18 protein-coding genes and 1 pseudogene are annotated in these 20,178 nt (G+C 74.4%); 13 read left to right on the top strand and 6 right to left on the bottom strand.

Features of this window, described 5'->3' with window-relative positions:
* Nucleotides 1–64: 64 nt before the first annotated feature.
* Nucleotides 65–2,767 (top strand): helix-turn-helix transcriptional regulator, encoded by a 2,703-nt coding sequence (locus tag ACZ6TB_RS10990; RefSeq protein WP_465553043.1) that lies wholly within the window; start codon nt 65–67, stop codon nt 2,765–2,767.
* Nucleotides 2,768–2,862: 95 nt separating this feature from the next.
* Nucleotides 2,863–4,194, top strand: a complete 1,332-nt coding sequence (locus tag ACZ6TB_RS10985) for a S1C family serine protease (RefSeq protein WP_465553041.1) — start codon at nt 2,863–2,865, stop codon at nt 4,192–4,194.
* On the opposite strand, the gene ACZ6TB_RS10980 is transcribed toward ACZ6TB_RS10985, so the two are convergent.
* Nucleotides 4,195–5,139, bottom strand: a complete 945-nt coding sequence (locus tag ACZ6TB_RS10980; RefSeq protein WP_465553039.1) for an alkaline phosphatase family protein — start codon at nt 5,137–5,139, stop codon at nt 4,195–4,197.
* A 153-nt stretch (nt 5,140–5,292) separates the two neighbouring features.
* On the opposite strand from ACZ6TB_RS10980, the gene ACZ6TB_RS10975 reads away from it, so the two are divergent.
* From ACZ6TB_RS10975 to ACZ6TB_RS10965, 3 genes are read left to right on the top strand one after another with little or no spacing between them, the layout of a single operon-like run.
* Nucleotides 5,293–6,024 carry a sigma-70 family RNA polymerase sigma factor gene (locus ACZ6TB_RS10975; RefSeq protein WP_465553037.1) on the top strand — a complete coding sequence of 244 codons (732 nt, stop codon included), beginning with the start codon at nt 5,293–5,295 and terminating at the stop codon, nt 6,022–6,024.
* The gene (locus tag ACZ6TB_RS10970; RefSeq protein WP_465553035.1) at nt 5,951–8,686 is read left to right on the top strand and encodes an ATP-binding protein; all 2,736 of its coding nucleotides are present in this window, start codon (nt 5,951–5,953) and stop codon (nt 8,684–8,686) included. The genes ACZ6TB_RS10975 and ACZ6TB_RS10970 overlap by 74 nt, the downstream gene beginning before the upstream one ends.
* 13 nt (nt 8,687–8,699) lie before the next feature.
* A complete protein-coding gene (locus ACZ6TB_RS10965; RefSeq protein ID WP_465553033.1) occupies nt 8,700–9,389 on the top strand; it encodes a SprT-like domain-containing protein in 690 nt (229 codons plus the stop codon).
* Here ACZ6TB_RS10965 and ACZ6TB_RS10960 read toward each other — a convergent pair.
* Nucleotides 9,373–10,008: a tetratricopeptide repeat protein gene (locus tag ACZ6TB_RS10960; protein ID WP_465553031.1), complete on the bottom strand. Its 636-nt coding sequence runs from the start codon at nt 10,006–10,008 to the stop codon at nt 9,373–9,375. The two genes, ACZ6TB_RS10965 and ACZ6TB_RS10960, sit on opposite strands and share 17 nt — an antisense overlap.
* An 83-nt stretch (nt 10,009–10,091) precedes the next feature.
* Here ACZ6TB_RS10960 and ACZ6TB_RS10955 point away from each other — a divergent pair, with 83 nt between their 5' ends.
* The 5 genes from ACZ6TB_RS10955 to ACZ6TB_RS10935 are packed head-to-tail and all read left to right on the top strand — an operon-like array spanning nt 10,092 to nt 13,054.
* A complete protein-coding gene (locus ACZ6TB_RS10955) occupies nt 10,092–10,583 on the top strand; it encodes a DUF6197 family protein (RefSeq protein ID WP_465553029.1) in 492 nt (163 codons plus the stop codon).
* A complete protein-coding gene (locus tag ACZ6TB_RS10950; protein ID WP_465553027.1) occupies nt 10,547–11,404 on the top strand; it encodes an oxidoreductase in 858 nt (285 codons plus the stop codon). Before ACZ6TB_RS10955 ends, ACZ6TB_RS10950 begins: the two co-directional genes overlap by 37 nt.
* A complete protein-coding gene (locus ACZ6TB_RS10945) occupies nt 11,401–11,856 on the top strand; it encodes an NUDIX hydrolase (RefSeq protein ID WP_465553025.1) in 456 nt (151 codons plus the stop codon). Before ACZ6TB_RS10950 ends, ACZ6TB_RS10945 begins: the two co-directional genes overlap by 4 nt.
* A gap of 39 nt (nt 11,857–11,895) precedes the next feature.
* Nucleotides 11,896–12,552 (top strand): helix-turn-helix transcriptional regulator, encoded by a 657-nt coding sequence (locus ACZ6TB_RS10940; RefSeq protein WP_465553023.1) that lies wholly within the window; start codon nt 11,896–11,898, stop codon nt 12,550–12,552.
* Between the two features lie 40 nt (nt 12,553–12,592).
* Entirely contained in the window at nt 12,593–13,054 is a 462-nt protein-coding gene (locus ACZ6TB_RS10935) for a DUF3291 domain-containing protein (protein ID WP_465553021.1), read from the top strand.
* Here the strand turns inward: ACZ6TB_RS10935 and ACZ6TB_RS10930 are convergent.
* Together ACZ6TB_RS10930 and ACZ6TB_RS10925 are read right to left on the bottom strand one after the other, a co-directional pair.
* Nucleotides 13,051–14,745 carry a serine/threonine-protein kinase gene (locus tag ACZ6TB_RS10930; protein WP_465553019.1) on the bottom strand — a complete coding sequence of 565 codons (1,695 nt, stop codon included), beginning with the start codon at nt 14,743–14,745 and terminating at the stop codon, nt 13,051–13,053. The genes ACZ6TB_RS10935 and ACZ6TB_RS10930 overlap by 4 nt on opposite strands.
* Before the next feature lie 36 nt (nt 14,746–14,781).
* Complete coding sequence (locus tag ACZ6TB_RS10925) at nt 14,782–15,483, bottom strand: SDR family oxidoreductase (RefSeq protein WP_465553017.1); 702 nt, start codon at nt 15,481–15,483, stop codon at nt 14,782–14,784.
* Nucleotides 15,484–15,553: 70 nt separating this feature from the next.
* Between ACZ6TB_RS10925 and ACZ6TB_RS10920 the strand changes: the two genes are divergently transcribed.
* Nucleotides 15,554–16,369 (top strand): LysR family transcriptional regulator, encoded by an 816-nt coding sequence (locus tag ACZ6TB_RS10920; protein ID WP_465553650.1) that lies wholly within the window; start codon nt 15,554–15,556, stop codon nt 16,367–16,369.
* Nucleotides 16,370–16,385: 16 nt separating this feature from the next.
* On the top strand, nt 16,386–17,234 hold the full coding sequence (locus tag ACZ6TB_RS10915) for an SCO6745 family protein (protein ID WP_465553015.1): 849 nt from the start codon (nt 16,386–16,388) through the stop codon (nt 17,232–17,234).
* On the opposite strand, the gene ACZ6TB_RS10910 is transcribed toward ACZ6TB_RS10915, so the two are convergent.
* Nucleotides 17,231–18,058 (bottom strand): helix-turn-helix transcriptional regulator, encoded by an 828-nt coding sequence (locus ACZ6TB_RS10910; RefSeq protein WP_465553648.1) that lies wholly within the window; start codon nt 18,056–18,058, stop codon nt 17,231–17,233. The genes ACZ6TB_RS10915 and ACZ6TB_RS10910 overlap by 4 nt on opposite strands.
* Before the next feature lie 186 nt (nt 18,059–18,244).
* Between ACZ6TB_RS10910 and ACZ6TB_RS10905 the strand changes: the two genes are divergently transcribed.
* Nucleotides 18,245–19,228 (top strand): SDR family oxidoreductase, encoded by a 984-nt coding sequence (locus tag ACZ6TB_RS10905; protein ID WP_465553013.1) that lies wholly within the window; start codon nt 18,245–18,247, stop codon nt 19,226–19,228.
* A 577-nt stretch (nt 19,229–19,805) separates the two neighbouring features.
* Here ACZ6TB_RS10905 and ACZ6TB_RS10900 read toward each other — a convergent pair.
* Nucleotides 19,806–20,006 (bottom strand): annotated as a pseudogene (locus ACZ6TB_RS10900) (APC family permease); the annotation flags it as partial.
* Nucleotides 20,007–20,178 lie beyond the last annotated feature (172 nt).

Below are 20,178 nucleotides of genomic sequence, written 5' to 3'. Positions count from 1 at the left end.
TCGCGGATCATCTGCCAAGTGGCCGATGCCGCCGCCGCGGGTGGCCGATGGCATCCTGGGGTCCATGCGGGAAGCCCGGGCGCCGACCAACCTCCCGGCGCCGCTGACGTCCTTCGTCGGACGCCGGACCGAGATCGGGGCCGCGGCCGGGCTGCTCGACCAGCACCGGCTGGTGACCCTGACCGGGCCGGGCGGCGCCGGGAAGACGAGGCTCGCGGCCCAGGTCGCCGGCGGTCGAGCCGATCGCTACCCGGACGGCGTCTGGTGGGTCGACCTCGCGACGGTGGGTGACGGCGCGATGGTCGCGGACACCATCGCCGAGGCGGTGCCCGGGCCGGTCGCCGGCGGCGCCGCCCTTCGCGCCCATCTGGCCGGCCGGCGGTCGCTGCTGTGCCTGGACAACGCCGAGCACCTGCTCGACGGGGTCGCGGGCACGGTGGAGGACCTGCTGCGCGCCTGCCCGCGGATCACCGTACTGGTCACCAGCCGGGAGCCGCTCGGCGTACCCGGGGAAATGGTTCTGGGGGTTCCGCCCCTGTCCGACGATGACTCGCTGTCGCTGTTCGTCGATCGGGCGCGCCTCGTGCAGCCCACGTTCGCGCTCGACGAGTCCAACGAGGCGGCCATCCGCTCGATCGCGGCGCACCTGGACGGGATACCGCTGGCGCTGGAACTGGCCGCGGCGTGGGTGCGCACCCTGACGCCCCGGCAGGTCGAAGCGGGCCTGGACGACCGGTTCGCGCTGCTCGTGCGCGGGCCCCGGGGCGCACAACGCCGGCAGCGCACCCTCCTCGGATCCATCGACTGGAGTTACGCGCTGCTGGACGAGGCCGATCGCGTGGTGTTCCGGCGGCTCGCCGTGTTCGCCGGGACGTTCGGGCTCGACGCGGCGCAGGCGGTCTGCGCCGCCGACATCCCGGCACTCGGCCGGCTGGTGGACAAATCGCTGGTGGTGGCGGAGGTACGGGCGGACGCGTCGCGTTACCGGATGCTGGAGACGATCCGCACGTACGCCGCGGCCCGTCTCGTGGACGCCGAGGGCGACACCGCGCTGCGCGGCCGGCATCTCGCCTGGTACCTGCGTTTCGTCGAGGCCGCGGAGGGCGACCGGGAGAGCGACGCCGACGGGTGGCGGCAGGCGCTCGTGCTCGAGTACGACAACCTGCGCGCGGCCCTGGACTGGAGCCTCGCCCACGAGGACCCGCGGGCCGGCCGCGAGCTGGCCGCGTCCCTGGCCTGGCTGTGGCATTCCGACCGGCGCGGCCGGGAGGGCATCGGCTTCCTGCGGCGCGCCGTCGACCGCGTGCCGGGCGAACGCTCCCTGCTGCAGGCCCGGCTGATGACCGGTCTCGCCCTGGTCGCCGACACGGCCGGCCCGCTCGACGTCGAGCGGGACGCCGCCGCGCGGGCGCTCGAGCTGGCCACCGGGGCCGGCGACGAGGGACTGCGCGCGCTGTGCCTGAACCTGCTGGCGGTCGGCTCGTTCTACACCGACTTCGACGAGGCGTGGGAGCTGTGCGAGCGGGCCCACGCCGCGGCCCGGGCCGGCGGGAACTCCTTCGTGCTCGGCGGCGCCCGCGCGCTCCAGGCGATCATCCTGCACCTGCGCGACCGGCACGACGAGGCCGAGGCGATCGTCGACGAGCCGGTCCGGCGGCACCTGCGACAGCACCGGGGCGTGCTGTCCACGCTGCTGACGTACCAGGCGGAGGGCGCCCTGGCCGGCGGCGACCCGGGCCGGGCGGCGGACCTGGCCGCGGAGGCGCTGCTGGTCGCCGAGCCGCTCGGCGACTACCTCCGGGTCGGGATGGCCCGCTCGGTGCTCGCCCGGATCAGGGCGGCGACCGGCGACCTCGCCGGGGCGACCGAGGTGATCGGCCCGGTGCTGCGCCTGGTCGAGGGCGCCGGGGACGAGGTGTTCATACCGGGTCTCGACGACGCCGTGGCGGTGCTGGCGATGTGCCGGGACGACCCGCCGGCCGCCGTCGACGCGTTGCGGCGGGCGGCCCGTTCCACCGACCGGGACGCCGCGACCTGGCTCGCCGCGCGGGCCCTCCCCCGGCTCGGTGCGGCGCTGGCCGCCACCGGCCGTCCCGGCGAGGCGGTGGCGGTGCTCGACCGGGCGGTCGAGGTCGCTCGCCGCCTGCGGATGCCCGGGGCGCTGGCCGAGGCGTACGCCGCCCGGGCCGAGCTCGCCGCCGCCGAGCCGGACGGCCTCGCCCGGGCGGTCGAGCTTCACCACGCGGCGCTGACCATCCGGGCGGACCATCGGCTGCGCGCGGATCAGCTCGACAGCCTCGAGGCTCTGGCCCGCGCCGGTGCGGCCATCCAGCCGGCGCCCGACGACGTGCGGATCCTCTGCGCGGCCGGCTCGGCCCGCGCGGCCCTGGGCCTTCCGCGCCGGGCCGACCAGCAGCGGGCGTACGACGAGACCGCCGGCGATCTGCGGCGGGCGCTCGGGGCGACCGCGTTCGACCGGGCCGCGGCCGAGGGCACGCGGCTCACCCTCGATCAGGGCGTCGCCTACGTCCGGCGGGCCCGCGGCCGCCGGCGCCGCCCGGCCGCCGGCTGGTCCAGCCTCACGCCGACCGAGCTCGCGGTCGTCGGCCTGGTCGCCGAGGGCCTGACCAACCCGCAGATCGGCGCCCGCCTGCTGATGAGCCGCGGCACGGTGAAGACCCACCTCGCGCACGTCTTCACCAAGCTCGACGTCACCAACCGCGCCCAGCTGGCCGCCGCCGCGATCGCCCGCGGGGCATCCATCTAGCGGCGTACATACAGCAGGCCCACAGGGGTTCCTAAGAAAGCGGCGGTAGACCGGAGTCGTCAGCGCGAATTCGGCGGCTCGGGAGGCGACCTCCGGTGACCATTCCTGAACAGTTCACCTACGCACCCCAGCCGGGCGGGTGGCCCCCGCCCGAGCAGTGGCAGCAGTACCCCTATCAGCAGCCGGCCCCGCCGCCCCCGCGCAAACGGCATCACGGGCGGATCGTGGCGGCGGTCGGCGGCGGCATCGCGGCGGTCGTGCTCGCCGGGGCCGGCGGGTTCGCCGCGGGCTGGTCGTTGCACCCCGACGCGGCGGCATCGTCGTCGTCGAGCAGCGGCTATTTGTCGCCGTACCTGCCGTTGAACCCGGACAATTCGGGCGGCGGCAGTGGGACGGACAACGGCGGGACCGGCAACGGCGGCGGCGTCGGGTCCGGCAACGGGTCCGGCTCGGGGGACAGTTCGGGCACGGCCGCGGGCGGGCCCACCGACAGCCAGATCTCGGCGGTCGCGACCAAGGTCGACCCGGCGCTCGTGGACATCGTCTCCGTGCTCGGCGCGCAGAACGCCGAGGCCGCCGGCACCGGCATCGTGATCGACTCGAGCGGCGTCATCCTCACCAACAACCACGTGGTCTCGGGCGCCACCAGCATCACCGTCACCGACATCGGCAACCAGAAGAGCTATCGGGCGGCCGTGGTCGGCTACGACCGTACCGGCGACATCGCCGTCCTCAAGCTCTCCGGCGCGTCCGGCCTGGCCACCGCCACCCTGTCGAGCACCCCGGTGACGGCCGGGCAACAGGTGGTCGCGATCGGCAACGCGGGCGGCACCGGCGGCACCCCCAGCGCCGTCGGCGGCGTGGTCACCGCGCTCGGGCAGTCGATCACCGCGTCGGACGAGGCGTCCGGCGCGTCCGAGAAGCTCACCGGGCTGATCGAGGTCAACGCCGCCATCCAGGCCGGCGACTCGGGCGGCCCGCTGCTGACCACCTCCGGTCAGGTGATCGGCGTCGACACCGCGGCCTCGGCCGGGTTCCGCTACCAGGCGGCCGGCGGCGACGGCTACGCGATCCCGATCGGCACCGCGGTCGCCCTCGCCGACCAGATCCGGGCCGGCAAGTCGTCCGGCGTGGTGCACATCGGCGAGACCGCCTATCTGGGCATCGAGACCAGCGGCAACGGCTACGCGAACGAGTCCGGCCCGGCCGTGCTCGGCGTGGTCCAGGGCTCGCCGGCCGAGTCCGCGGGCCTCGCCCGGGGCGACGTGATCCAGTCGGTCGCCGGCACCACCGTGAGCGACGCTACGGCGCTGACCAACCTGCTCGATCGCTACCACCCCGGCGACAAGGTCAAGGTGAAGTGGACCGACGTCTCCGGCCAGTCGCACAGCGCCACCGTGAAGCTGGCGACCGGCCCGGTGGGCTGATCACCGTCGGATGCCGAAGGCCGCCCCGAGTGACGGGGCGGCCGCGGCGCATCCCAGCAGCGGAAGGCCCAGCTGCTCCTCGGTGAACCGCAGCGTCGAGCAGTGGGTGAGCGGCGCGGTGGTGGCGACGTGCCGGACGCCCGGGCCGATCACGAGGGTCGGGATGTGATTGCTGGTCGACGTGCCCTCGTCCCAGGTGACCACGATCGTGAGCCGGCCGGACCGGTAGTCGGGACCGGCCATGATCTGCGGCAGCCACCCGGCCAGCCAGTGGTCGCCGGCCGCGATCAGGTCACTCGGGCAGCCCGGGGCGCCGTGCATGTCGTCGCAGGCGTCGGGGCTGACGAACGCGAAGGCGGGCAGCGTCCCGGCCGCGACGTCGTCGTGCAGGGCGCCCGCGCGCCCGCCGCCGAGCGGCACCGCCCAGCGCCGGCAGTCGGCCCGCTCGCCCCGGTAGTAGGTGGCCGGCACGTGCCGCACCAGGTAGCGGCCGTGCCCGCGGAGCACGCAGGCGCCCGGCGCGGCCTCGGCATAGGCGCGCCACTGCCGCCCCGAGGCGGCGACCTGCCGGAACACGTTGTCGCCGGTCAGCCGGTGCGCCTTCGGGTCCTTGTCGTCGCAGATGCCGCCGGTGCCGCCGCTGGTCATCAGGATGTAGGCGGCGAGCGACGGGCAGTGCGCCGGGTAGCCGGCGTCGAAATGGGTGGCGGTGCCGAACACGGCGGCGACCCGGTTCAGGTACGGCGCGTGCGAGCTGCCGATGATCTGGTGGTAGCCGCGGTTCTCCTCGGCGATGATCATCACCTTGTGCCCGGCGTCCGGCGCCGGCGGCGAGGCGCTGACCGGCGACCGCGGGGCCGGCTCGCCCTGCGTGCAGGCCACGGCCGTGGTCGCCGCGATCATCAGGGCGGCAAGCCGGCCCAGGCGGCGTAACGGAGAGCTCATGCCCGCGGATGCTAGCCACGAAATCCTGAGAAAACGGTAAAAGCGCACAGCCCCACCCGCCGACCACGGACTCGACCACGGATCTCCGGGGCGCGTGGTCACTCCCCCGGGGACGACCGTGGGGACGACACGGCCGAGGGGGGAGTCGGGAAGGTGAGTACTCAGCTCGATGTGGACAGCTTCGTCCGGGCACGCCCGCGACTGTTCGCGCTCGCGCATCGGATCGTCGGCAACGTGCACGAGGCGGAGGACGTGGTGCAGGAGGTCTGGGTCCGCTGGCAGCGCACGGACCGGGCCGCGGTGCGCAACGCCGACGCGTTCCTGGCGACCGCGACCGTGCGGCTCGCGATCAACCTGGTGCGGAGCGCCCGGCGGCGGCACGAGACCTATGTGGCCATCGGGCCGGACCGCGAACCGGCCGGCGATGGCGATCCGCCGGCCGAGGCCGAGCGGCGGGAGACCATCGAACTGGCCGCCCGGCTGCTGGTCGAGCGCCTGCCACCGTACGAGCGAGGCGCGTACCTGCTGAGGGAGGGCTTCGCGTACCCGTACGGGAAAATCGCTCAGATCTTGCACATCGGCCCGGAGAATGCCCGCCAGCTGGTGTCGCGGGCCCGCGCCCGGATCGCGGCCGGGGTGCGCCGCCCGGCCGATTCGCCCCACCCCGGCCGGTTCGTCCGGGCGTTCGCCGCGGCCTCGCTCGCCGGTGAGCTCGCCGGCCTGGAAGCCCTGCTCGCGGCCGCGCACAGCGCCTACCGCAACGTCGCCGGGACCTCTAGTCTCGGGTCGGGGGGATCAAGGCGTTGCGGTCATGACGAGCGCGGGGGCACACGAGTTCCGCGACCGGCACCTCGAGCGTGCGGTTCTGAGCCGTGCGCTCCATGATGTGCGCGGGGGCGAGGGACGCGCGCTGCTGATCCACGGTGAGGCGGGGGTCGGCAAGTCGGTCCTGCTCGACCATCTCGCCGGGCAGGCGGGCGGGTTCCGGGTGGTGCGGGCCGCCGGGGTCGAGTCCGAGATGGAGCTGCCGTTCGCCGGCGTGCACCAGCTGTGCGCGCCGCTGCTGGGCCTGCGTGAGCGGATCCCGGGACCGCAGAGCGAGGCGCTGGCCGTCGCCTTCGGGCACAGTGCCGGGAGCCCGCCGGACCGGTTCCTGGTCGGGCTGGCCGTGCTGAGCCTGCTGGCCGCGGCGGCCGAGGACCGGCCGTTGCTGGCGGTGATCGACGACGGGCAGTGGCTCGATCAGGAGTCGGCGCGGGCGCTGACGTTCGCCTCGCGGCGGCTGGTGGCCGAGCGGATCGGCATGATTTTCGCCGTACGCGACCCGGTCGCGACCGCGGTCTGGCGCGGCATGCCGGAGCTGCCGGTCGGCGGGCTGGCCGACGACGACGCCCGCGCGCTGCTGGACTCGGCCGTGCCCGGGCGGCTCGACGATCGGGTCCGGGACCGGATCGTCGCCGAGACGCGCGGCAACCCCCTGGCCCTGATCGAGCTGCCGCGCGGGCTGACCGCGGCCGAGCTGGCGGGCGGGTTCGGGCTGCCCGACGCGCAGCCGATGGCGAACCAGATCGAGCGCAGCTTCGCCCGGCGGGTGCGGTCGCTGCGGGCGTCGACCCGCAAGGTGCTGCTGACCGCGGCGGCCGAGCCGCTCGGCGACGCGAGCCTGCTGCTGCGGGCGACCCGGTTGCAGGGCCTGCCGATGAACGCGGGCGCGCCGGCCGAGGCCGCCGGGCTGATCGAGCTGGGTTCGCGGGTGCGGTTCCGGCATCCGCTGGTGCGCACGGCGATCTACCGGTCGGCGACACCCGCCGACCGCCGCGACGTCCACCGGGCCCTGGCCGAGGCGACCGACCCGGCGGCCGACCCCGACCGGCGCGCCTGGCATCGGGCGCACGCGGCGGCCGACGCCGACGAGGACGTCGCCGCCGAGCTGGTCCGCTCGGCCGACCGGGCCCAGCGCCGCGGCGGCATCGCGGCGGCGGCCGAGTTCCTGCGGCGGGCGACCGAGCTGACGCCCGACCCGGCGACCCGGGCGGTGCGCGCGCTGGCCGCGGCCGGGGCCGAGCTGCGCTGCGGCGCGTTCGAGATCGCGCTGAAGCTGCTGCTCACCGCCGACGACGGGCCGGCCGGCGAGCTGCACCGGGCCCGGGTGAACCTGATGCGGGCCCAGATCGCCTTCGCCTCCGGGCACGACGCGGCCGCGCCGCGCCTGCTGCTGGAGGCCGGCCGCCGGCTCGAGCCGCTGGACCTCGACCTCGCCCGCGACACCTACCGCGAGGCGATGGGCGCGATCATCTTGGCCGGCGGGTCGGAGGGCCCGGCCGCGGTGGCGCGGGCGGTGCTGGCGGCGCCGAAGCCGGCCCGGCCCCGGCCCGGCGACCTGCTGCTGGACAGCCTCGCGGTGGCCCGCCTGGAGGGGTACGCCGCCGCGATTCCGCAGGTGAACGAGGCGCTGGCGGCGTTCGGCGACGACCACGGCTCGGGCCCGGACGAGCAGTCCTGGCTGTGGCTGGCCGCGGTCACGGCGGCCGACGTGTGGAACGACGAGGGCTGGGCGACGCTGTCCGAGCGGCACGTGCGGGTCGCCCGGGAGGCGGGCGACCTCAGCTCGCTGCCGCTCACCCTCAACTCGCTGGCGTACGTGCGCATGGTCGCCGGCGACCACGCGGCGGCGGCCTCGCTGATCGCCGAGATCCAGGCGATCGGTGAGGCGACCGGGGTGGCGCTGGTGTCGTACGGCGCGGTGTCGCTGGCCGCCTGGCGCGGCGACGAGGCGCTCGCGTCCACGTTGATCGGCACGAGCCTGGCCGACGCGGCGGCCCGCGGCGAGGACGCCGGCGCCATGGTCACCCGCTGGGCGCAGTCGCTGTTGCTGAACGGGCTGGCCCGCTACGGCGAAGCCCGGACGGCGGCGGAGGCCGCGGCCGCCTACCCGCTCGAGTCGGGCGTCGGCGGCTGGGCGCTGTCCGAGCTGATCGAGGCGGCCGTGCGCAGTGGCCGGCCCGGGGCGGCGGCCGGGGCCTACGACCGGCTCGCGGCGAAGACGCGGGCGGCGGGGACCGACTGGGGGCTCGGCCTGCTCGCCCGGGCCGGTGCGCTGCTGGCGACGGGCGACGCGGCCGAGGCCGGATACCGGGAGGCGATCGAACGGCTCGGGCGGACCCGCATCCGCTTGGAACTGGCCCGGGCCCATCTGCTGTACGGCGAATGGCTGCGCCGCGAGAACCGGCGCCTCGAGGCCCGCGGCCCGCTGCGTACCGCGTACGACATGCTGGCCACCGCCGGCGCCGCCGCCTTCGCCGACCGCGCCCGCCGCGAGCTGAGCGCCGCGGGCGAGCCCGCCGCCGAGCGCGCCACCCGCGGCGACGACGCCCTCACCCCGCAGGAGGGAAACATCGCCCGCCTGGCCGCGGCCGGCCTCACCAACCCGGAGATCGGCGCCCGGTTGTTCCTCAGCCCACACACGGTCGAGTGGCATCTGCGCAAGGTTTTCGCCAAGCTGGGCATCACGTCCCGGCGCCAGTTACGCCCGTCGGACGCGGACTAGGGAGCGTCGCGGGTTGGATCTGGGGGAAGCACGGGAACTGGCGCTCGGGCTGATGGCCCGGCATCGGCTCAGCGGGTGGCGGCTGACGTACGACAACGCCAAGACGCGGGCCGGGGCCTGCCGCTCGGACCGGCGCGAGATCGCCCTGTCCCGGCCGCTGATCGCGCTGTACTCGCCGGAGCAGGTCACCGAGATCGTGCTGCACGAGATCGCGCACGCGCTGGCCGGGCCCCGGCACGGGCACGACCGGGTGTGGCGGACGGTCGCGCGGCGCATCGGCTACTCGGGCGGGCGGTGCCTGCCCGCGGACGCGCCGCAGGTCGACGGGGCGTGGGTGGGCACCTGCCCGGCCGGCCACCGCACCACCGCCCACCGCCGGCCGGTGCGCGTGCGATCGTGCCCGGAGTGCTCGCCCCGGTTCGACCTCTCCGCCCGCTACACCTGGACCCATCGCGGCGCCCCGGCGGCGATGGACCCGCGCTACGAGGCCGAGCTCGCCCGGCTGCGCGACGGGGGCCGGCCCGAGCCCGCGCCGATCCCGGTGGCGGTCGGCGACCGGGTGCGGCTGACCGGGTCGGGCAAGTACGCCGGCCTGACCGGCACCGTCGAGAAGCGCGGGCGCAGCCGGTACCAGGTGCGCACGCGGGCGGGCCTGCTCAGCGTCGCCTTCACCGCGGCGCAGCCGCTCACTGCCCCCGAGTGACCGTTCTCGCCTGCTCGATGTGCCCGGCGACGGCGTGGGCGCCCTGCGCGACGGCGATGCCGTGCGCCTCGTCGAGGATGGCGAGCGCGTCCGCGCGGCGGTCCTGGGCGGCGGCGATGTAGGCCAGCCCGACCATGTTGGCGGCCACCCCGGACAGGTTCCCGATCTCGCGGCGCAGGCGGGACGACTCCTCGAGCCGCTCACGCGCCTCGTCGAGCCGGCCGGCGGCGTGCGCCGCGATGCCCAGGTGCCGCAGCGCCTCGGCCCGGGTCCGCCGGTCGCCGGCCTCGGCCGCTCGTTCCAGACAGGGCACGGCGGTCTCGTCGTCGCGCCGGATGAACTGGTGCAGGCAGCCGATCCAGAACAGGGCCTCGGCCTCGCCGCGGGAGTCGCCCAGCGCCCGGTACAAGGCCAGCGCGCGCTCGAACAACGGCAGCTCGGCGGGATCCTCGGCGCCGCCGGCCGCGGCCTGGAACCGGGCATGCAAGAGCCGGCCCCGCGCCAGCGCCGTGTCGGCCTCGACCGCGTCCAGATCGCGCTCGGCTTCGATCAGCGCGCCGGTGTCACCGCCGTACACCGCCCGCTCGAATGCTTCCCGGGCCCGTTCGATCCGGTCCATCGCCGCCCCCTCGTGATCGGCAGATCAGACCCTAGCCCCGCGGCGGCATCGGCGCGACAATCGAGGTCGATCGGGAGGTTGACGTGCCGCACACCGAACTGACCGCTCCCCCGCGCCGCCATCAGGACGCCCTCGCGGTGCTCAGCGCGACGCGCGGGGTGATCGCCCGGGGCTGGGTCCAGCGCACCTGGTACGCCGTGGAGACGCCCGCCGTCCGCCGCCTGCCCTTCTTGCCGGTACGCGTCGACCGCTCCCGGGTCGTCGGGGCGTGCCTGGTCGGGGCGGTCGTGCACGGGGCCTGGTTGCTGAGCCCGCGCAAGGAGTACGCGTACCCGGCGCTCGACGCCCTCTGGCACACGCTGTTCGACGTCACGCCCGGCGCCGATCCGGTCGGGCCGCTGGCGCCGCCGCTCGTGCGGGCCGCCCGGGTGCGCGACCTGACCACCTGGAACGACCGGGACTACCGGACCAGGGACGAGGTGCTGCGACTGGTCGACCGGTCGGCGGACCGCGTCGGCGCGCGTTACCGTCGACCCTCGTGGAGAATGATCACTGGTCCTTCGGTCCTGACCTGACCGTCCGCCGTGTCGGCTACGGCACGATGAAGCTCACCGGCTGGCCGCGCGGTGACCGGCCCGACCGCGACACGGCCCTGGCCATCCTGCGGCGCGCGGTCGAGCTGGGCGTCAATCACCTGGACACCTGCAACTACTACGCGCGCGACGGCGTGGCCGCGAACGATCTGATTCGGAGCGCTCTTCACCCGTACGCGCAAGACCTTGTCATCGTCACGAAGATCGGCGCCCTGGTCGAGGGCGACGACATCCACCTGCCGCCGGCCGAGCAGAAGGGCATGACCCCCGACGGTTTGCGCCGGGGCGTCGAGGCCAACCTGCGCTCGCTCGGCGTGGACCGGCTCGACGTGGTGAACCTGCGCCTGGGCGACCGCGGGCACGACGACGCCGGGTTCGCCACCGCGCTGGAGACGCTGATGGCCCTGCGGGCCGAGGGCCTGATCCGGCACCTGGGCATCTCGAACATCTCGGCCGGGCAGTTCGCCTTCGCCCGCACGGTCGCCGAGATCGTCTGCGTGCAGAACCTGTACAACATCGCCGCCCGCGACGACGACCCGCTGGTCGACGCCACCGCCGAGGCCGGCGTCGCGTACGTGCCGTTCTTCCCGGTCGGCGGCTTCCGCCCGGTGACCGCCGAGCACCTGGCCGCCGTCGCCGCCCGCCACGACGTCACCACGCCGCAGGTCGCGCTGGCCTGGCTGCTGGCCCGCTCCCCCAACATCGTGCTGATCCCCGGCACGAGCTCGCTGGCCCATCTGGAACAGAACATCGCGGCCGGCGACCTGAGCCTGACCGACGACGACCTCGCGCTGCTGGGATGACCTTCCGGCTGGCGGCGTACGCGGTGTGCATCTCCGGCGGGCGGGTGCTGCTGACCCGCCACGCCGGCACGACGTGGACCCTGCCCGGCGGCCGGGTCGAGCACGGCGAGGACCCGTTCGACGCCGTGCGCCGCGAGGTGGCCGAGGAGACCGGCTACCACGCGGAGGTCGACCAACTGCTCGGCGTCGACTCCCGGGTGATACCGGCGGCGGAGGCGCGGGCGGGGGCCGAGCACCAGAACGTCGGCGTCTTCTACCTGGTGCGGATCACCGGCGGCACCCTGCGGCCCGAGCCCAACCGGGAGACGACCGAGCCGTCGTGGGTGCCGCCGGCCGAGGTCGCCGGGCTGCGCCGGTCGTCGCTGGTCGACGTCGGGCTGGCGCTGGCCCGGACCCGGCCGGCGAGCGGCCACGTGCCGCCGGTCCCGGTCGGCGGCCTGATCGAGCACTGAGGTTCTAGCGACAAGCCCCATTGGCAATACGATTGCCCGGTGACGACCTCGGACCACCTGCACGACCTCGACGCCCTGGCCAGCCTCACCGATCCGGTGCGGCGGCAGGCCTACCACGTCGTCGCGGAGCTCTCGGCGGCGAGCGGGGCGGTCGGGCGGGACGAGGTGGCCGCGGCGCTCGGGGTCGGGCGCACGCTGGCCGCGTTCCACCTCGACAAACTGGTCGCGGCGGGGCTGCTCGAGGTCTCGTACGCCCGCCGGTCGGGGAAGACCGGCCCCGGCGCCGGCCGGCCCGCCAAGCTGTACCACCTCGCCGCCGGGGAGCACGCGGTCAGCGTGCCGCCGCGCGCCTACCGCACCGCCGCCGAGCTGCTCGCCGAGGCGCTCGAGCAGGCGGGCGCCGAGCAGGTGCTCTACGAGGTGGCGGAGCGGCACGGCACGCGGACGCCGGCCTGCGCCGACGTGACCGAGTTGCTCACCGGGCAGGGGTACGCGCCGGTGGCCGACGGCCCGGACCGGATCGAGCTGCGCAACTGCCCGTTCCATCGGCTCGCCGAGCAGTTTCCGCCGGTCATCTGCGGGATGAACCTCGCGATGGTGACCGGGCTGCTGGCGGGTTCCGGCCTGGACGATCGATGGGCCGCGCGGATGGATGCGGCGCCGGGCCGGTGCTGCGTCATCATTTCTAAAAAGTAGTTCCATTGACATTAGAACCGGGAGCTGGTGAGCTGGGCCCATGACCGCCTTCCACCTGGCCCAGATGAACACCGCCCGGCTCCGAGCCCCGCTGGAAGACCCCTCGATGCGCGACTTCGCCGAGGGCATCGCGCTGATGAACGACCTCGCCGACCGCTCGCCCGGCTTCGTCTGGCGGCTGGCCGGCGACGGCGCCGACGGCACGATCGCGGAGCCGGCCGACCCGAGCCGCATCTACACGCTTTCGGTCTGGAAGACCCCGGAGCAATTGCGGGCGTACGCCTACCAGTCGCACCACCTCGAGTACCTGCGCCGCCGCCGCGACTGGTTCGTCCCGCACGGACCGGAGGCGGCCCTGGTGCTGTGGTGGATCCCGGCCGGCGAGATCCCGACGCTGGGGCAGGGCATCGCGCGTCTCGAACGCCTCCGGGCCGGCGGTCCGGCGCCCGACGCCTTCACGTTCCGCGACGTGTTCCCGGCGCCGGAGCTCGCGCCGCGCTAGCTCGCCGGCCGGAAACTGGCGAAAACCAGGCGCAGGTCGGGCTGGGCGGCGCCCCATCCGGCATCGGAGGTCTGCCAATAGATCCCGTACGCCTGGTGCCGCGACGTGATCAGGCCCCGGTTGTTGACATGCTGCCGTACGCCCGACCGGTCGAAGGTGAACTCCCAGTCCGCGGCCTTGAGGAAGTAGTCGACGGACCTGATGTGAATCTCGTGGTACCCCGGGAAATCGCCGCGGGCGACCCGGTAGTCGGCCTTGCCCCGCCAGTCCGCGACCGGGTTCCACTGAGGGCTCTTGGTCTGGTCGATGCCGAGAACCCGCCCGCCGCCGCGGAAGTAGACGATGCCCCTCTCCTTGGAGTGCGCCCAGCCCTCGGGCACGTAGAGGGAGAACCCGGTGGGGTCGCGATAGTCGATCCAGCCGGCCGGCAGCGGCGGCCGCGTCTTCCCGCCCGCGGCGGCCGAGGCGACGGTGGCCTCGGTGGACGGCGCCGAGCCGGCCCCGGCGGACGGCGGTGCGCCGCCCCCGGTCGACGCCGACGCCGGGCCGGAGGGCGAGGCGGACGGCACGGGCGAGGCGGTTGGCGTCGTCCCCGCGATCGAATCGTTGCGATCCGGCCGGAGAGCGACCCACGCGATGCCCGCGGCAACGAGCAGCAGCACCACCGCGCCGATGAGGATCGCCCGGCGCGCCCGGCGGGGTCTCGGCCTCGCCGGCGTGGGCGCATCGAGCGCGGGCGTCTCGGACGTGCCGGGCACGGGCGGGGCCGGCGCGGGCGCGGGCGGCGCGGGCGCGGGCGGCGCGGGCGCGGCAGGCGCGGGCGCGGCAGGCGCGGGGGCGGTGGCGGCAGGCGTGTCGGCCGAGGCCGGGGCAGGGGCGGCCGCGGACATCGCGGCCTCCCACAGCAACCTCTCGGTCTCCTCGGCGCCGATGCGGTCGACCGGCGACTTCCGCAACAGCCCGTCCAGCGCCGGCTCCAGCTCCCCGGCCTGAGCGGGCGGCGGCGGCTCCTCGCTGGCGATCGCGGTGATCGTCTCCATCACCGAGCGCCGCGCGTACGGCGCGTGTCCCTCCACCGCCGCGTACAGCGTCGCCCCCAGCGACCACAGATCGCCGGCCGGGGTGCTCTCGCCGTCCATCACCCGTTCCGGCGCCATGTACTGCGGCGAACCGATGACCAGGCCGGCGCTGGTGTTGACGCTTTCCCCCTCGACCGACGCCACGCCGAAGTCGGTGAGCACCACCCGGCCGTCGGAGGCGAGCAGCACGTTCGCCGGTTTCACGTCCTGGTGCCGTACGCCCGCCGCATGTGCCGTGGTCAGTGCCGACAGCACCGCGAGACCGATCTCCGCCACGCGGGCGGGCGGCAGCGGGCCGTCCTCGTCCAGCACCTCCTGCAGCGAGCGGGACGGCACGTACTCCATGACGATCCACGCGCGCCCGTCCGACTCGAAGGCGTCGTAGATCTGGGCCACCGCCGGATGCGACAGCCGGGCCGCGGCCCGGGCCTCGCGCAGCATGTGCCGCCGCACCGAGGCGTCGGCCAGCTCGCCCGGCAGCAAAATCTCCTTGAGCGCCACGTCCCGGTCGAGGATCTCGTCCCGGGCCTGCCAGACGCGACCCATCCCGCCCGCGCCCACGGTCCGGCCCAGCCGGTACCGCTCGTGCACGAGGACCGGGCCGGCAGTCATGCCCGGCGATGTACCCGGTCCCGCCCCGGTTGACTCCTATGCGAGCAGGGCGCCGCCCTCGACGGGCAGGATCGTGCCGGTCGTGTAGGACTGGGCCATCAGGTAGAGCACGGCCTCGGCCACATCGGCGACCTCACCCGGCCGGCCGAGCGGCACCAGTTTCGCCGTCTCGGCGTACAACTGCTCGACTCCCTCCCCCGCACCCCACATCGGCGATCGGGTGACGCCGGGTTTCACCGCGTTGACCCGGATCGGGGCCAGCTCGACCGCGAGTGCCCTGGTCAGCGACTCGACGGCCCCGCAGATGCTGGCCGCGACCGACCAGCCCGGGGTGGGACGGTCTCCGGCCGTACCCGTGGTCAAGGTGATGGAACCCCGCGGCCGCAGGTGCGGCAGGACCGCGCGCACCGCCGCGAGCGCGCCGAAGTACCGCAGCTCGAAGAATCCGTGCGCCCGGCCGAGGTCGAAACCGGCGAGGGGCATCAGCGAGAGCGCCTCCCCGGCCGTGTAGACCAGGTGGTCGACCGGGCCGATGCCGCCGAGGACGCGCGCCACCGCGTCGGGATCGGTCAGATCCGCGGCGAGGCCGGTCACGCCGAGGCGGTCGGCGGCCTCCTGCGGCGAGCGCGAGACGACCACGACCGAGGCGCCCCGGGCCCGGGCGGCTTCCGCGGTCGCGTACCCGATGCCCGAGCTGCCGCCGAGAACGACCACCCGCTGATTGTCGAAAGATGTCATGCGTCCACGCTGCGTCCGCCGGCGGCCGATCGTCCAAGACCTCTTTCGCCGCCTGTAATACCCTGATGGCATCAGCGACGTCGACCTGCGCAAGCTTCGCTACTTCGTGGCCGTCGCCCGGCACCTGCATTTCGGCCGGGCGGCGACCGAGCTGCACATCGCCCAGCCGGTGCTCTCCCGGCAGATCCGGGCCCTCGAGCAAGAGCTTCATGCCGAGCTGTTCGTACGGGACCGGCGCCGCACCGAGCTCACCGAGGCCGGCCACCGGCTGCTCGCCGACGCGGAGCCGCTGCTGCGGTCGGCCGAGGCGCTGCGCCGCCGGGTCGCGTCCGCCGCCCGTTTCGTGGTCGCGTTCATGCCCGGCCTGATCGTCACCGACGCGGTCCGCCGGCTCGCCGGCGCGCATCCGGGCCTGACCGTGGACGTCCTGCGCACGAGCGTGGCCGACCAGACCGAGGTCCTGCACGACGGCCGCGCCGACGCCGGCTACCTGCGCCTGCCGGTCGACCAGCGCGGCCTGACCCTGCGCCCGCTGGTCACCGAGCCGCGCGTGGTGGTCGTGCCGCGCGAGCACCGCCTGGCCGGCAAGGAGTCGACCGGCATCGCCGAGCTGGCCGGCGAGCAACTGCTCCAGGATCCGGCCGCCGTTCCCGAGTGGCGCGGCGCCTACCTGGCGGTGGAGGAGAAGCTCGAGCACGTCGCCGCCGGCCGGGGCGTGGTGATCCTGCCGCTCTCCACCGCGCGCTTCTATACCAGGCAAGATCTTGCGCACGTACGCATCGACGACATACCCGACAACGAGGTGAGCCTGGCCTGGGTCGCCACCCGCCACGACCGGCTGCTGCACGAGTTCGCCGACCTGGCGCTGCGCTTCCCGCCGCTGTGAGGCGATGATACGAACCATGAATACGCCCCGCCGCCTGTGGTCCCTGTTCGAGCCGCTGCACGCCGTCACCTACTTCACGCCCCAGGCCGCCGAGGCCTTCGAGGCGGCCGGCCTGACCGGTTTCTGGCGGCGCTACTTCGCCGGCCGGGCCGCCGCGCTCGGTGCGGTCGGCCCCGGCCCGGTGACCGCGGCGTTCTTCGGCTTCGCGCCGGCCATGGTGTCGCGGGCGTTCCCCGGTGTGTGGTCGCGCATCACTCCGGCGGCCGCGCTCGAGGCCCGCGAGGCGGGCGCCGTTGCCGCCCTGACCGGCTTGTTCTCGGGCCTGCCCGCGGCCTCCGTGGCCGACGCTGCCGACGCCTTGGAGGCGGCCGCTCGCCACCTGGACATTCCCGGCCGGGTGCTGTCCGCCGCGTACGCCGACCTGCCGTGGCCCGAGTCGCCGGTCGGCCGCCTGTGGCACGCGGCGACGCTGCTGCGGGAGCACCGCGGCGACGGCCACGTGGCCGCCCTGCTGACCACCGGCGTGGACGGCTGCGAGTCCCTGGTCTGGCGGGTCGGCGTCGACGGCGAAACCCTGCGCGAGGTGACCCAGCCGGCCCGGGGCTGGACCGACGACGAGTGGCAGGCCGCCGCCGACCGCCTCCGGTCCCGCGGCTGGCTGGCCGCCGACGGCAAGGCCACCGACGCCGGCCGCGCCGCCTACGACGAGGTCGAGGCCCTGACCGATCGCCTGGCCGCCGGCCCGTGGGAGCGCCTCGGCGCGGCCGGGACGGAACGCTGCGCCAGGCTGCTGGTGCCGCTGGCCGAGCGGGCGTGGACGGCCCTGCCCGACGACAACCCGATCCCGCTGCGCCGCCCGGTCTAGGCGCTTCCGATCACCGCCAGCAGCTGCAGCTTCTCGTAGCTCTCGCTGCCGGGAACGGCCGTGTAGACGAGAAGCGCGTGCGCCTGGTCCGGGTCGAGCAGCGACTGGCAGGTCACCTCGACGATGCCGACCTCCGGGTGGACGAACCGTTTGACGTGGCTGTAGCGGATGCCCACCTCGTGCTCGTTCCAGACGGCGCGGAACTCCTCGCTGCGGGCCATCAGCAGCTGCTGCAGGTGCGCGGCCCGGGATTTGGGGCCGCGCACGGCGACCGCCTGGCGCAGCCCGGAGGCGAAGACCCGGGAGTGCAGCTCGTGGTCGTCGGGGTGGTAGCGGTCCCGGAACGCCGGGTCGGTGAACCACCGGTAGCCGATGCTGCGGTCCGGCCCGGTATATCGCGTCTGGTCCCCGGTGAGGGCGACGCCGAACGCGTTCTGGCGCAGGGTCTCGCCCAGCTCGGTGACCACCTCGGCCGGGGTGTCGTCCAGCCGGTCGAGGATGCGCAGCAGGCCCGGGCTGATGTGCTCGCCGCTGCCGCCCCGGGTCGGCGGATGGTGCCCGGCCAGGCGGAACAGGTGGTCGCGCTCGTCCACCGACAGGTGCAGGCCCTGAGCGATCGAGGCGACCATCTGCTCGGACGGGTGCGGCCCGCGCTCCCGCTCGAGCCGGCTGTAGTAGTCGGCCGAGATGTGGCACAGCGTGGCGACCTCTTCGCGGCGCAGCCCGCTCGTGCGGCGCCGCTGCCCGCGCGGAAGACCCACGTCCTCGGGCTGCAGCGACTCGCGGCGGCGGCGCAGGAACTCGGCGAGCCCGGCCCGGTCGATCATCAACGGCTTCTCCCCCCGGTTTCCCGTTTCTACCACCGGCCGCGAATCGCAGCCTCGGATTGTCGATCCCCCCATCCGGCCGCGCCTTGGGTGGGATCGACAGGCCGTGGATAGCCCGTGGTCCGGGTGCGACCTTCGACGCAGGACGCCGATTCGTCAGTTCGTCGACTAGGAGCAGCGAGAATGGCACGCACCCGACCGGACATCACCCTCCCCGGCCTGACCGGAACGCTCGCGGTAGTGACGGGCGCCAGCGACGGCGTCGGCCTGCACCTGGCAACCCGCCTGGCCGAGGCCGGCGCCGAGGTCGTCCTGCCCGTCCGCAACCGCGCGAAGGGCGAGGCCGCCGTCGAGAAGATCCGCCGCCAGCACCCGCGGGCCGCGCTCTCCCTGCGCGACCTCGACCTGTCCTCGCTGGCCTCGGTCGCCGCCCTGGGCGCCACCCTGCGCGCCGAGAACCGCCCGATCCACCTGCTGATCAACAACGCCGGCGTGATGACCCCGCCCGACCGGCAGACCACCGCGGACGGTTTCGAGCTCCAGTTCGGCAGCAACCACCTGGGCCACTTCGCGCTGGTCGCCGAGCTGCTCCCCCTGCTGCGCGCCGGCCGGGCCCGGGTGACGTCGCAGATCAGCGTCGCCGCCAACCAGAACGCCATCAACTGGGCCGACCCGAACTGGGAGAAGTCCTACAGCGGCGGCCGCGCGTACAGCCAGTCGAAGATCGCCTTCGGCCTGTTCGGCCTCGAGCTGGAACGCCGCAGCCGAGCCGCGGGCTGGGGCATCACCAGCACGATCGCCCACCCCGGCGTCGCACCCACGAACCTGCTGGCCGCACGGCCGGAGCTGGGCCGGGCAAAGGACACCATGGGCGTACGGGTGATCCGCGCCCTGTCCCGCCGCGGCATCCTGCTCGGCACCCCCGAATCCGCCGCCCTCCCGGCCCTGCTGGCCGCCACCGCCCCCGACGCCGGCGGCCGCTTCTACGGCCCGAGCGGCCTCGGCCACCTCTCCGGCCCACCGGCCGAGCAGACGCTCTATTCCCGCCTGCGCTCCGAGGAAGAGGCCCGCCGCGTGTGGCAGCTTTCCGAGAAGCTCACCGGTGTCGTATTCCCGGCCTTTACGGAAGCGCAATGGCCGCCGGCGTCCGAAGACAAGTTCGTCTGAGCCGCCGTGAATTGTTCGCTCCCTTGAAGAGCCACCCGACCAGATATCACTGTCCGTGATTTCGGTCGAAGACAGTCATGGAACGGGCGTTGGAAGCATTGGCACATTCAACCGGCGAACACGCATTGTGCTGGTGAGACGCCCGTTGGGATCATTTAGGGAAGGAGAAACCGGGCCCGGAACTCTCCGCACAACCGGAAAGGTACGCGGAGACGTGACGGAGGAGAAATGAGATGTGGGCTGTTTGGCTCGCCTTGATGGCGTTCTTCAGCGCGGTCGTGGGCGCGGCAGCAGCCCTTCCGGCGTGGGCGGGAGGCAACAATCCGCCCGCGTCTGTCCTTGTGGGCGGGGGCGCATTCGCCCTTCTACTGGCCATCCATCACTACGTGACCAGCGGCGCGAAGCTCCCTTGAGCGCAGGAGCCCGGCCCTCCACGGAAAAGCGGGGGCCGGGCTCGCCCGGCGATGGCACGGCTGCAGCCGGAACTCTTCGGCGCCGATCGTGGCCCAGCAGAAGCCGATCACGGTGGCGGTCAGCACGACGGAGAGAAAATGGGGGCCTTGACGCCGAACGCGGCGAGGATGCCGGACGCCGCGGAGCCGAAGAGCCCGAACAGGCCGATCTGCATCAGCGAGTACGCCGGGAGGGCCACGAACGCGGCCCCGACGCCGATCACCCGGCCGAGGCCGTGCGAGATGTAGGAGTAGAAGGCGCCGGAGTTGACGATGTGCCGGCTCATCGCCACGAAGCCGACGGTGAAGAGGGAAAGGATTACCGCTGACATTGTGCGTCCGGAACTCTGGAGTGTGGACAGTCATGCGTCCGGCCGTTTGCCCGCAGCCGCAATACTCCCCACTACGGCGGACGCCCCTGGAAGGTGGCGCCGAGCATGGCCGGCTCGGGGGCGACGATGATCGCGCCGGAGCCCGGAGGTGCCGGCTGCTTCGCAC

It is taken from the genome of Actinoplanes sp. NPDC051537, assembly GCF_055586105.1.
The sequence above is the reverse complement of the archived record's forward strand: the minus strand, read 5'-3'. Positions and strand labels throughout refer to the sequence as shown.